Raw genomic sequence first — 12119 nt, 5'->3', positions numbered from 1 at the left:
CCGCGCCGGGGGCTAGACCCCGGCGTCGCTGAGCACCGCGGCGCGCAATTCGGGAATGCCCATGCCCTTCTCCGCGCTGGTGACATGCACTTCCGGAAAAGCGGCAACGTGCTTCTTGGCTTCGGCCTCGACCCGGGCGACGACCTTTTCCAGCTCGCTCGCCTTGATCTTGTCGGCCTTGGTCATCACCACGCGATAGCCCACTGCGGCCTCGTCGAGCATGGTCATCATCTCGCGATCGACGTCTTTAAGCCCATGGCGGCTGTCGACCAGCACCAGCGTGCGGACCAGCACGACCCGCCCGCGCAGAAACGTTCGGACCAGCTTCTTCCATTTGTCGACCACCGCCACCGGCGCCTTGGCGAAGCCGTAGCCGGGCATATCGACCAGCCGCATCTGCGTCGGCTCACCGACCTCGAAGAAATTGAGTTCCTGCGTCCGCCCCGGGGTGACCGAAGCGCGCGCGATCGCCTTGCGCGCGGTCAGCGCGTTGAGCAGCGAGCTCTTGCCGACGTTGGAGCGTCCGCAAAAGGCGATCTCGGGCACAGTCGGTTCGGGCAGGAACTTGAGCTGCGGCGCCGACAGCAGGAATTCCACCCGCTGCGAGAACATCTTCTCGGCCCGCTTGGTCAGCGCCTTGCGTTCGTCTTCTTCCATCACTCCTTGACCCCCGCTTTCTGCGCGGCTTTCTGGGCCTCCTTCTCGGCGCGTTCGGCGTCCGCCGCGGCGCGCAGTTGGGGGTGCTTGGAATAGAGATATTTCTGCTGCGCCAGGGTGAGGATGTTGCTGGTGTTCCAGTAGATCAGCAAGCCCGCGGCAAATGGCGCCATGACGAACATCAGCACCCAGGGCATGATGTTGAAGATCTGCCGCTGCATCGGGTCGCTGACCGGGTTGAGCTGGAAGGTCATCCACATCGTCAGACCCAGCAGCACCGCGAGCACGCCGATCGCCAGGAAGCCCGGCGGGTCGAAGGGCAGGAGGCCGAAGGCGTTGAGGATCACCGCCGGATCGGGCGCGGCGAGATCATCGATCCACAGGAAGGAGCGATGCCGCATCTCGATGGCGAGGTAGAGCACTTTGTAGAGCGCGAAGAAGATCGGGATCTGGATGATCAGCGGCAGACAGCCCGCCAGCGGGTTGACGCCCTCGTCCTTGAACAGCTTCTGCATTTCCTGCTGCTGCTTGACGCGGTCCTCCTTGTGCTTCTCCTGCACCTCTTTCATCCGCGGCTGGATCGCCTTCATGCCCGCCATCGACGAGAACTGCCTCTGCGCCACGGGGAACATGACCCCGCGGACCACCACGGTGAGCAGGATGATCGCCACGCCGAAATTGCCGGCCAGTTCGTAGAGCTGGCGCAGCAGCCACAGCAGCGGCTTCTCGAACCAGCGGAACCAGCCCCAGTCGATCGCCAGACCGAACCGCTCGATCCCGGCATCTTCGTAGCTGTCGAGGACGGTGCTTTCCTTGGCGCCGACGAACAGCCGGTTGGTGCTGGTGATCGCGCGGCCCGAGGGCAGCGTGACCGGCGCCTGGATCACATCCGCACGGAACAGGTCGTCGCCCAGCGCGCGGAAGCTGGCTTCGGTGTTGCCCGCCCCCGGGACCAGCGCGGAGAGCCAGTAGATGTCGGTGAAGCCCAGCCATTCGGCGGCGCCTTCGGGATTGGTCACCTCGCCGACGGGCAGATCGTCATAGCCATAGTCATAGCTGGCCGAGCCGCCGAACACGCCCATCGGGCCGGAATGCGCGATGAAGAAATCTTCGCTAGCGGTGCGGCTGGTGCGCGCAATCAGCGCGAAGGGCTGGATCACCGCGGCACCGGCGCCACCATTGGCGACGCGTTGCTCGGCCGTGATCATGTACTGGTCGTCGATCGTGAGGGTGATCGTGTAGGTCAGTCCGTTGGCGCCTTGATGGGTAAGAACCACCGGACTATCGGGCGAAAGCACATCTCCATCGGCCTGCCACACCGCATCGGCGGGAACGCGCTGGCCATTGGCGAGGAAGCCGAATTCGGCGAAATGCTGCACCGGAGTGCCGGCGGGCGCGAACAGCCGCACCGGCGGGCTGTCTTCGTCGGTGGTCTCGCGATATTCCTTGAGCACGATATCGTCGATCACCGCACCCCTGAGGTTGATCGAGCCCGCGAGCAGCGGCGAATCGATTCGCACGCGGTTACCCGATGCGAGCGCGCTTTCGAGCGTCACGGGCGCCACGCCCGCAACGCCGGGCGCCAGGCCCGCACCGCTAGCCGTCGCGCCAGAGGTCGCACCCGATACCGCCGCCATCTCGGCAGGCGTATCGGCAATCCCCTCGACCGCCGAATTGTTGGCGGGCTGCGGATAGAGATAACCCACGGCCGCGTCCCAACCCAGCAGGAGCAGGGCCGAAAGGACAACGGCGAACAGGAGATTGCGTTGGTTGGTCAAAGTCGATCCCGTCAAAAACTACGATCTGGGGTGCTGTATTATATTGTCAATACACCCGGTGTGCGGATGGCTCGCTTGTGCTCAGGGTACCGGGTCGTGCCCATGCCCTCCCCAGGGTTGGCAGCGCAATATACGCTTCGTCGCAAGCCATCCACCCCTGATCGCGCCGTATTTTCCCAGCGCCTGGATGGCGTATTCGCTGCAGGAGGGGGAAAAGCGGCAGGTCGGCGGCATAATGCGGCTCGGGCCAAGCTGCCACAGGCGCGCAATCCAGATCAGCGGGTATTTCACCGTCGCGGCCCGCGAGATGGACCCGACGAACGACCGCGGCGGCGATCGCCCTTGCCTGCGGCGGCCCGCTCCAGCGCATGGTCGAGCTCGGCGGCAAGGCTGGCGAAATCGCGCTCCAGCCCGCCCTCGCGGCCGATCAGCACATGATCGTGATCGGGCAGCCCCCGTACGGGCAGCGCCGCCCACAGCAACTCGCGAAAGCGGCGCTTCATCCGATTGCGGACCACCGCATTGCCGATCTTCTTGGTGACGGTGATGCCGTAGCGCCGTCCCCTCCCGCTATTGGGTCCGCCGTCGCCCCCCCCATTGGGATAGACCAGCAGCACGAAGCCCGGCTGCGCCACGCGAATCCCGCGATTCGCAGCGAGAAAATCGGCGCGCTTGGCTATGACCTGTGGGTGCCTGGACATGGGAGCCATTTACCCCGAATGCAGGCCGGAAACCACACGGGCCCCCTTGGGGAGCCCGCATGACCAAACGGCCGACCGCTGCGACGCAGGCCTGAGGCCGCGCGAACGGGAATGACGCACGCGCATCGGCGCGTGCGCAATCACATCAGGCGCAAAGCGTCTTGCGACCGCGACGGCGGCGGTTGCGCAGCACGTTGCGGCCACCCGGGGTGGCCTTGCGTGCGAAGAAACCGTGGCGGCGCTGGCGCACCAGGTTGGAAGGCTGGAAAGTCCGCTTCATCGGATCGTCCTTATCTAATATGTTCAAGGGCGCGCTACACGCGGCACCAACAAAAAGGGCCGCCATTCGAGGCGACCGCTCTTAGGGGGCGCGCATAGTGTAGCGGCGCCCCGGCGTCAAGCGACGCGACACGCCTACTGCATGCGAACCGAGAGGTAGGCAATCCGCGGCGAACGCATCTTGGCGTAGCGATCGACCCATTCCCCCATCTCGCCCGCCTCCATCCAGCGAGCGCGGTGATGGGGCACCGAATTGGTCATCGCATAGAAGGCACGGGCCTGGTGGGGCGCCATACCCATATCGGCGTAATAGTCCAGATAGACGCGGTTTTCCGGGGCATCGAGCGAGAAATCATCGGCTTCGCGGCCGTATTCATCGCGCCAGCTGTGGACCGCGAACTCGGCGCCGGGCTCCATACTGCGCTCGATCCCGGCGAGGAACAGCTCGACCGCGCCAGAGCGCACCGAGCCATGGGAAGGAACGTGGGTGGCAAGGCCGGCCTTGCGGATCATCCGCCCGAGCTGGAGATTGGCGCGATCGTCCAGCGTGCCCGGGCATTCGATCATGTCGAGCCGCGCAAGACCGGGGTTGTCCGCGAGCACGCGTGCGAACCAGCTCGGGCTCATCGCATCGGTCTCGCCGACGAGTTCGACCCGGTCGCCCACCACGCGGAAGGGGCCGTACTGCAGAGCGCCATATTGAGCAGCGGGGCGATGCGCCTGCACGAAACCCTGCGTTTCGGGCTGCTGCACCGGCGCGCGCCACTGGGGCAGATCGCGCGGAACCGCCGAGTAGGTGATCGCCTGGTTCTGAGTCGGGCGCGGCAAGGCGAAGCGCGTGGCCTGTTCGCGCGACGGGCGAGCCGTTGCAGCACGCAGCGGCTGCGACCGGATCGGGTCGGCCTGCGCCTGACCCTGCGCCTGCCACGTCACCACTGGCTGCGTCGGCAGATAAATGAGCGCCAGCGACTGGGCGGCGGCGGGGCTGGCACCGGCAAGACCGAGTGCGGCGAGCGAGAGGGTGGTGGTCCGAAGCATGCCCGATGGTCTGGGCCGCCCCACCTTGCGAACATGCCAAGGGCTTTGGATAACCCGGTCTTAACCATGTTTCCCGCGAACCGGCTCGGAACCCTGCTTCCCACGCATCCCCCACTCGACAGGCAGCGAATCGCGTTCCAAAAGGGGATGCGCCAATGCCGCTACGAAATGCTGGCGGCATGAGGGCAAGCACCTGAGGGGGGACAGCCTTGGTCGCACTGGTTCGCACGGTCGCCTATCTGGGGCTCGAGGCGCGCGCGGTCGAAGTGCAGTGTCAGGTCGCGCCCGGCTTGCCGCGCTTCAGTGTCGTCGGGCTGCCCGACAAGGCGGTGGGCGAAAGCCGCGAGCGGGTCCAGGCCGCGCTTTCCGCGATGGGGCTGGCGCTGCCGCCCAAGCGGATCACCATCAACCTTTCCCCCGCCGATCTGCCCAAGGAAGGATCGCATTACGACCTGCCGATCGCGCTGGCGCTGCTCGCCGCGATGGGCGTGACCGATCCGAACAGCTGATCGACTGGGTGGCGGTCGGCGAACTTGCGCTGGATGCGCGGGTGGTGGCTTCGCCCGGCGTGCTGCTCGCCGCGATTCACGCCAGCGAGGCGGAGCTCGGGCTGATCTGTCCGCGCGCGCAAGGGGCCGAAGCGCGCTGGGCCAGCGGGGTGCCCGTGATCGCCGCCCCCGACCTCGCCAGCCTGCTCAACCATCTCAAGGGCACGCAGCGGCTGGCCGAGCCCGAACCGGGCGAGGTGGAACAGGCGCCGCCGGGCCCCGATCTGAAACGGGTGAAAGGACAGGAAACCGCCAAGCGCGCGCTGGAGATCGCCGCGGCCGGGGCTCACAATCTCCTGATGATCGGGCCGCCGGGCGCGGGAAAGTCGCTCCTTGCATCGTGTCTGCCGGGAATCCTGCCCGAGCTCAGTCCGGCCGAAGCGCTCGAGGTGAGCATGGTGCAATCGGTTGCCGGCATGTTGGAAGACGGACGAATCAGCCGCCGCCGCCCGTTCCGCGCGCCGCATCACTCGGCCTCGATGGCGGCGCTGACCGGGGGCGGGTTGCGGGTCAAGCCGGGGGAGGTCAGCCTCGCGCATCTGGGCGTATTGTTCCTCGACGAACTGCCGGAATTCCAGCGCGCCGTGCTCGATTCGCTGCGCCAGCCGCTCGAGACCGGCCATGTCGATGTCGCGCGCGCCAATGCGCATGTGACCTTTCCCGCGCGTGTCCAACTGGTCGCGGCGATGAACCCGTGCCGCTGCGGCCATCTGGGCGATCCCGCGCTGGCCTGCAGCCGGGCACCCAAATGCGCGGCCGATTACCAGGCGCGGGTCTCGGGCCCGATGCTCGACCGGATCGATCTGCATGTCGAGGTCGATCCCGTCCGCGCTGCCGATCTCGCGCTGCCCCCGGCGGCTGAAGGCAGCGCCGAGGTCGCTGCGCGCGTTGCCGCCGCCCGCGCACGGCAGACTGCCCGCTCGCAAGTCAGCGGCGCGCGCAGCAATGCAGAGCTCGATGGCGATGCGCTGGAGGAATTCGCGACGCCCGACGAGGCTGGACGCAAGCTGCTGATGCAGGCGGCCGAGGCGATGCGGCTGACCGCGCGCTCTTATGTCCGAATGCTCAGGGTGGCGCGCACGATCGCCGATCTGGCGGGCGTGGAAACGGTCGGGCGAATCCATGTCGCCGAGGCGCTCAGCTATCGGCGGCAACCGCCGCGGGCATAACAAGAGGGGTAATCGGGATGGGAGCCATGAGCCAGGCTTCGAAGCAACTGGTCGTCGCCGGCGCGATCCTGTTCCTGCTCGGCCTGCTCCAGGGTGCGGCCGTTCCGTATGTCCTCAACCCGCGGATGGGGTTGTCGGCACATCTGACCGCCGTGCAAGGCGGCACGGCCATCATGGTTGTCGGTGCTGTCTGGGGCTGGACCCGGCTCTCCCTGCAATGGGACCGGATCGGACGGTGGGCGACCATAGCCGGCATGTACGGCTTGTGGCTCGGCCTCACGCTATCCGCCGCAACCGGAGCCAGCGACAGCCTCCCGATAGCCGGAAAAGGTTACAGTGCAGGCGAAGCCATGGAGACGGCGGTGAGCGTCGCGGTCGCAGGGTCGAGTGTGGTGCTGGTCGCGGGATGGGCCATCCTGACGATCGGCCTCATACGGAAAGAACCGAACTGAAAAGCCGTTTGCGCGTCAGTCGGCCTCGCTCATATCGAGGTTGAGTTTGACCGGTTCGTGCTCTTGGTCGCCTTCGAATTTCTTGAGGAAATCCTCGATCGGAACCGCTTGGTCGCGGTTTACCAGCGGAACGGCTTTGGTCAGTTCGAGCGCACGTTGCTCGTCCGGGGTCATGCGGACATGGATGAAGGGCACCCAGACCTCGCCATATTCGGCCTTCTGGTACCAGACGTCGATGATGTCGTAAGACACCCATTGCCCGTCGGGTTCTTCGAGACGGATGCCCTCGCCGATTCGCGGGACAGTGAACGCCTTCAGGCGAAAGACCGTCTGATGGGTCTCGTTCTGGACTTCGATCTCGATCACGTGACTGCGCCGATTCCCGTTGAGCGGTAGTGCCTAGCTTTGCATTGCCAGCAACGTGTTGAAATCGTTTTAACGGTGACGTCATGCAGGCCTCGCGGCCATCGCCGGTTCCAGATCGCGGTGTTCAGGCGGCTTCGCGCGGACCCGAGCGCTTGACGAATTCTAGGGACAGCGCACTTTTGCCTTCCTCGGCCTTGCAGCCATCGGCGCGGACACCACGCTGTGTGCGATCGATCAGCGCCAGGTCCTTGGGCCCGAGAATCCGACCGTCATGCGAAAGGATCGAGACCGGCCCGATCGGAAGACGGTCGCGTTCGTCGACCAGCATCGGGTTCTCGGACACCTCGCCACCGTATTTCTGGCCCCACTGGCGCAATGCAATCATCGCCGGCAGCAGGTCCAGGCCTTTGTCGGTGAGGCGGTACTCGATCTTGCGACGGTCCTCGGCCATTGGCTTGCGCGCCAGAATGCCGTGCTCCACCAGCTTGGCCAGCCGGTTGGAAAGGATATTGCGCGCGATGCCGAGTTCGGTAAGGAACTCCTCGAAGTGATGCAGCCCGTTGAAACCGGCGCGCAGGATCATGAAGCTCCAGCGTTCGCCCATCACCTCCAGCGCTTGCGGAAGCCCGCATTCGGTCAGTTCGCGCAGCGGCTCTCTGATCTCGCCCATGACATTCCTTTCAAGGGATCTTCCTACCCGGAAAACGCGCGGGTGCAAATCGACCCGGTTGCTGAAGATTTAAGTTGCATTGCGCAACCTAGTTAGCTAGGTGGTGATTCGCAACAGGTTTCAAATAGCAACCTAGTTGCAATTATGGAAACCCCAGTTGACGTAAACGCAAGCTCGAAGGACTCTCCCATGACTCTCTCTCTCCCCCGCCTCTCCAGCCTTTCCGCCATCGCGCTCGGCCTCGGCTACACCGCGCTGACTTTCGGCACCGCTCTGGCCCCGGCCCCCGCCACCTCCTCGAACGGTCCCTTTTACACTGCTGAACTGGCTGCCCCGGCCAGCTCGAACCGCACCGTCGCGGGCGGCGTCGCCTGGTCCTGTCAGGGCACCACCTGCGTCGCCGGCAAGGGCACCAGTCGCCCGCTGCGCATGTGCCGCGAGCTGCAGCGCTCGATGGGCGATATCACCGCCTTCACTGCCAATGGCGAAACGCTCGACGCCGAAAAGCTGGCGCGCTGCAACGGCTGACCCGCGACCGATCTCCCCCACCCCTCTCCATCGGGTGGCCAACTGCCCCGGCCGCGTCTGTCCCGACAGGCGGCCGGGGCTTTCTTTTGTCGGGTTGCGTTCGTCAGGCCAGCAGGCCGCGCTGTTCGAGATCGGCGCGCAGCGTCGGCGCATCGGTGAAGTGATGAACCTGCCAGCCGGAGGCACGCGCGCCGTCGATATTGGCGCGATTGTCGTCGATGAACAGCATGGCTTGCGGCGCCTGGCCAAACCGTTCGGCAGCGAGCGCGAAGATCGCCGGATCGGGCTTCACCAGCCGCTCCTTGCCCGAGACCACGATCTCGCGGAACAGATCGAATACCGGCTGGGTCGGGCGAAACCCGTCCCAGAATTCCGCGCCGAAATTGGTGATCGCATAGAGCGGCATTGCGCGCGCGTGGAGTTCTTCGACGATGGCCAGACTGCCCGGCACCGGGCCGGGAATGGTCTCGTTGAAGCGCGCGGCATAGGCTTCGATCAGCGGTGCATGATCCGGGAACAGCGCCTTTCTCTCGGGCACCATCTCGGCCAGCGGGCGCCCCGCATCATGCTCGAAATGCCATTTTTCGGTAACCACCTCGGCGAGCACGAAATCGAGCTCCGCCGGATCCTCGACCAGCTTTTCGAACAATGCGCGCAGCTGCCACTGAAACAGCACCCGCCCGACATCGAACACCACTGCCTCGACCATTTCGCATTCCCCCAACGGAAGCGGCCCGCGCTCCCATCAAGGGAGCCGGGCCGTTCACCTCACCATCGTCCGCGGCGCATCGCCGCGGCGCCAATCAACCCTGGCGGGCCTTGAAGCGACGGTTGGTCTTGTTGATCACATAGGTCCGCCCACGACGACGGATCACGCGGCAGTCGCGGTGACGGTTCTTGAGCGACTTGAGGCTGTTGCGGATTTTCATGACGGGTTCCGTATGACAAATAAATACGCGCCGGAGATTGAGACTCCGACGCGCGGATTTCAAGCGCGCCGGTTAGCGACGGGGCTGAGTCGGGTCAAGCACTACCTGCCGCGTCCGGATAGGTCGCATCGGTCTGCGCTATCCGTCGTTCCCAGTCCAGCGCATGCGTCACGATCGTGTCGAGATCGGCATATTGCGGCATCCAAGGCAGCGCGGCGCGGATTCGCGAGGGATCGGCAACCAGCGCCGCCGGATCGCCCGCGCGGCGCGGCTGCATTACCCTTTCGATCCGTCCGCCGGTGGCGCGGTCGACTGCATCGAGGACATCGAGCACCGAGTAGCCCTGTCCATAGCCGCAATTCATTGTCAGCGAGCGGCCGGGCTGCTCGACCAGCGCCTCCAGCGCCAGCACATGCGCCGCCACCAGGTCGCTGACATGGATATAGTCCCGCACCCCGGTACCATCGGGTGTGTCGTAATCGCTGCCATAGACCGCCACATGCTCGCGCCCGCCCAAAGCCGCCTCGCAGGCGACCTTGATCAGATGCGTCGCGCCCGCGGTGGATTGCCCGGTCCGGCCCTGCGGATCGGCGCCCGCCACATTGAAATAGCGCAGGACGCAGACATCCAGCCCGTGCGCGGCGCTGGTATCGGCGAGCATCTGCTCGGTCATCAGCTTGGACCAGCCATAGGGGTTGATCGGCTGGCACGGCGTGTCCTCGGTCACGGTCGAGTGCTCGGGCACTCCATAGACCGCCGCGGTCGAGCTGAAGATCAAGCGCGGCACCCCTGCGCGCACCGCCGCGCCGATCAGAGCCCGGCTTTTCGCAGTGTTGTTGTCGTAATAGGCGAGCGGATCCGCCACCGAATCGGGTACCACCACCGAGCCGGCAAAATGCATTACCGCGCTTATGCCCTGTTCGACGAAGATCTGTTCGAGCAAGGCGCTATTGGCGATATCGCCTTCGTAGAACGGCACCTCGTCTGGCACCGCGAAGCGGAAGCCGGTCGAGAGATTGTCCACCACTGCCACCGGCCAGCCGGCATCGCCCAGCGCCAGTACCGCATGGCTGCCGATGTAGCCCGCCCCGCCGGTGACCAGCACCGCGCCTTTTTCGCCTGCGTTCATAACCGCTCCGCTATCAGCAACGCCGCCGCGTTAGAAGCGCGGCCATCGGGGCGGCGCGCGCTGCGGCACCGCTTTGCCATCCAAACGTTAGCCAAAGACCAAGATCCCACCCCACGCATGAATTTGCACAGGAGTCGTCACATGATCCGTCGCACCCTTTCCGCAGCAGCGCTTGCGCTTTCGCTCGCCGCCTGCGCCACCGCGCCCGGTCCGGTCGAGGTCACCCGCTTCGTCGCCCCCACCGCCAGCGCCCAACTCGCGCAGGGACCGATCTTCGTCCAGAGCGCGGCCGGCGAGGACAATCTCGAACTCGCGCCCTACAAAGCCGCGGTCGCCGCCGAACTGGTCCGCCAGGGCTATCGCGAGAGCGCCCGCGCGGGTGCCGCGCAAATCGCCGAAGTCCGCGTCGAACGCTATCGTCTGGGCAGAGATGGCGGCCGCAATCCCGTCAGCGTAGGTGTCGGCGGTTCGACCGGCAGTTATGGTTCGGGTGTCGGACTTGGGGTCGGCATCAATCTGGGTGGCGGGTCGCGCAACGAGGTCGGCACCGAAATGCGCGTCGTAATCCGCGATGCCGCCAGTTCGCAGGTACTCTGGGAAGGGCGCGCCGATTTCACCGTGGCCGAAAACTCTGCCCTTGCGGATCGGACCGCCAACGCACAGACGGTCGCCGCCGCGCTGTTCAGCGAATTCCCCGGCAACAATGGCGAAACCGTGCAAGTAGAGGTAACCGAGTGAGCGATATCAGGATCGATTCCGCTTTCGACAGTGGCAATATCGAAGTCCTTTCCGTGGATGGCGCGCGCGCTACGCTGGCGATCCCGGCGGACCACCAGAGCGAATTCAGGCAGTGGTTCCATTTCCGCGTCTCGGGTGCGGCGGGGCGCGAGCTGGAACTGGTCATCACCGGGCTCAACACCAGCGCCTATCCCGGCGGCTGGCCCGATTACAATGCCTGCGTTTCGGAGGACCGCGAGTTCTGGGGCCGCGCCGAAACCAGCTTCGACAAGGATGCCGATGGCGGCTCGCTGACCATCCGCTACACCCCCGCCAGCGAAATCGCCTGGTTCGCCTATTTCGCGCCCTATTCGATGGAGCGCCACCACGACCTGATCTCCGAGGCCGCCGCTTCCGAAGGCGTTGACTACCGCCATCTCGGCACCACGCTCGACGGCCAGCCGATCGATTGCCTCGAACTGGGCGAGGGCGAGCGGCAGGTCTGGCTTTATGCCCGCCAGCATCCGGGCGAAACGCAGGCCGAATGGTGGATGGAAGGCGCGCTCGAAGTGCTGACCGATCCCAGCGATCCCATCGCCATGGTGCTGCGGCAGAAGTGCCGCTTCCACATCGTGCCCAATTGCAATCCCGACGGCTCGCGCCGGGGCCATCTGCGGACCAATGCGGCCGGGACCAATCTCAATCGCGAATGGGCCGAGCCCAGCGCCGAGAAGTCGCCCGAAGTGCTCGCCATCCGCAATGCGATGGACGAGACCGGGGTCCACTTCGCGATGGACATCCACGGCGACGAGGCGATCCCGGCGGTGTTTCTCGCCGCTTTCGAGGGCATCCCCTCATGGAGCGACGAGCAGGGCGAGCGTTTCTACCGCTACGAGCGCATTCTCGACCGCCGCACCCCGGATTTCCAGACCAAGCTCGGCTATCCCAAGACCGCGGCAGGCAAGGCCAATCTGGCGATCTCGACCAATCAGGTCGCGCACTGCTTCGGCTGCACCGCGATGACGCTCGAGATGCCCTACAAGGATCTGATCGACCTGCCCGACCCGGCGCAGGGCTGGTCGCCCGAGCGTTGCAAGCTGCTCGCGCGCGACTGCCTCGCCGCGCTGGTCGAATGGCTCGACACCGAGGAAGGCTGAG

At 65.5% G+C, this 12119-nt stretch carries 15 protein-coding genes and 1 pseudogene; 5 read left to right on the top strand and 11 right to left on the bottom strand.

Annotated features, from left to right (window positions below):
- Positions 1–12: 12 nt before the first annotated feature.
- The 6 genes from yihA to A9995_RS09285 form a co-directional block, all read right to left on the bottom strand.
- A complete protein-coding gene (gene yihA, locus A9995_RS09305) occupies positions 13–657 on the bottom strand; it encodes a ribosome biogenesis GTP-binding protein YihA/YsxC (protein WP_067611991.1) in 645 nt (214 codons plus the stop codon).
- Positions 657–2435, bottom strand: a complete 1779-nt coding sequence (gene yidC / locus A9995_RS09300; protein ID WP_067612588.1) for a membrane protein insertase YidC — start codon at positions 2433–2435, stop codon at positions 657–659. Before yidC ends, yihA begins: the two co-directional genes overlap by 1 nt.
- Before the next feature lie 81 nt (positions 2436–2516).
- Positions 2517–2726: a membrane protein insertion efficiency factor YidD gene (yidD, locus tag A9995_RS16025; RefSeq protein ID WP_082992610.1), complete on the bottom strand. Its 210-nt coding sequence runs from the start codon at positions 2724–2726 to the stop codon at positions 2517–2519.
- Complete coding sequence (gene rnpA, locus A9995_RS09295) at positions 2723–3136, bottom strand: ribonuclease P protein component (RefSeq protein WP_067611988.1); 414 nt, start codon at positions 3134–3136, stop codon at positions 2723–2725. The genes yidD and rnpA overlap by 4 nt, the downstream gene beginning before the upstream one ends.
- 145 nt (positions 3137–3281) lie before the next feature.
- Positions 3282–3416, bottom strand: a complete 135-nt coding sequence (gene rpmH, locus A9995_RS09290; protein ID WP_067611985.1) for a 50S ribosomal protein L34 — start codon at positions 3414–3416, stop codon at positions 3282–3284.
- Positions 3417–3550: 134 nt separating this feature from the next.
- The gene (locus A9995_RS09285) at positions 3551–4453 is read right to left on the bottom strand and encodes a hypothetical protein (RefSeq protein ID WP_067611982.1); all 903 of its coding nucleotides are present in this window, start codon (positions 4451–4453) and stop codon (positions 3551–3553) included.
- A gap of 209 nt (positions 4454–4662) precedes the next feature.
- On the opposite strand from A9995_RS09285, the pseudogene A9995_RS09280 reads away from it, so the two are divergent.
- Together A9995_RS09280 and A9995_RS09275 are read left to right on the top strand one after the other, a co-directional pair.
- Positions 4663–6170 (top strand): annotated as a pseudogene (locus A9995_RS09280) (YifB family Mg chelatase-like AAA ATPase).
- 26 nt (positions 6171–6196) lie between these two features.
- Positions 6197–6622: a hypothetical protein gene (locus tag A9995_RS09275; RefSeq protein WP_145916885.1), complete on the top strand. Its 426-nt coding sequence runs from the start codon at positions 6197–6199 to the stop codon at positions 6620–6622.
- 15 nt (positions 6623–6637) lie between these two features.
- Here A9995_RS09275 and A9995_RS17235 read toward each other — a convergent pair whose 3' ends face one another.
- Entirely contained in the window at positions 6638–6988 is a 351-nt protein-coding gene (locus tag A9995_RS17235) for a hypothetical protein (protein WP_199797245.1), read from the bottom strand.
- A gap of 124 nt (positions 6989–7112) precedes the next feature.
- Complete coding sequence (locus A9995_RS09265) at positions 7113–7658, bottom strand: helix-turn-helix domain-containing protein (RefSeq protein ID WP_067611976.1); 546 nt, start codon at positions 7656–7658, stop codon at positions 7113–7115.
- 189 nt (positions 7659–7847) lie between these two features.
- Here A9995_RS09265 and A9995_RS09260 point away from each other — a divergent pair, with 189 nt between their 5' ends.
- Positions 7848–8186 (top strand): hypothetical protein, encoded by a 339-nt coding sequence (locus tag A9995_RS09260; protein ID WP_067611973.1) that lies wholly within the window; start codon positions 7848–7850, stop codon positions 8184–8186.
- A gap of 103 nt (positions 8187–8289) precedes the next feature.
- Here the strand turns inward: A9995_RS09260 and A9995_RS09255 are convergent, their stop codons facing one another.
- The 3 genes from A9995_RS09255 to galE form a co-directional block, all read right to left on the bottom strand.
- Positions 8290–8895, bottom strand: a complete 606-nt coding sequence (locus A9995_RS09255) for an HAD family phosphatase (protein WP_067611970.1) — start codon at positions 8893–8895, stop codon at positions 8290–8292.
- A 94-nt stretch (positions 8896–8989) separates the two neighbouring features.
- Positions 8990–9115, bottom strand: coding sequence for a type B 50S ribosomal protein L36 (gene ykgO / locus A9995_RS09250; protein WP_007165381.1), 126 nt, complete (start codon positions 9113–9115; stop codon positions 8990–8992).
- Between the two features lie 94 nt (positions 9116–9209).
- Positions 9210–10244 carry a UDP-glucose 4-epimerase GalE gene (gene galE, locus A9995_RS09245; protein WP_067611967.1) on the bottom strand — a complete coding sequence of 345 codons (1035 nt, stop codon included), beginning with the start codon at positions 10242–10244 and terminating at the stop codon, positions 9210–9212.
- A 141-nt stretch (positions 10245–10385) separates the two neighbouring features.
- Between galE and A9995_RS09240 the strand changes: the two genes are divergently transcribed.
- Both A9995_RS09240 and A9995_RS09235 read left to right on the top strand, forming a co-directional pair.
- Positions 10386–10982 carry a DUF4136 domain-containing protein gene (locus A9995_RS09240; protein ID WP_145916884.1) on the top strand — a complete coding sequence of 199 codons (597 nt, stop codon included), beginning with the start codon at positions 10386–10388 and terminating at the stop codon, positions 10980–10982.
- Positions 10979–12118 (top strand): M14-type cytosolic carboxypeptidase, encoded by a 1140-nt coding sequence (locus A9995_RS09235; RefSeq protein WP_067611961.1) that lies wholly within the window; start codon positions 10979–10981, stop codon positions 12116–12118. The genes A9995_RS09240 and A9995_RS09235 overlap by 4 nt, the downstream gene beginning before the upstream one ends.
- Position 12119: the final 1 nt, after the last annotated feature.

Source organism: Erythrobacter sp. QSSC1-22B, assembly GCF_001678665.1.
Classification (GTDB): Bacteria; Pseudomonadota; Alphaproteobacteria; order Sphingomonadales; family Sphingomonadaceae; genus Qipengyuania.
Note: the sequence above shows the minus strand (reverse complement) of the source record. Positions and strands in the feature narration are given on the sequence as shown.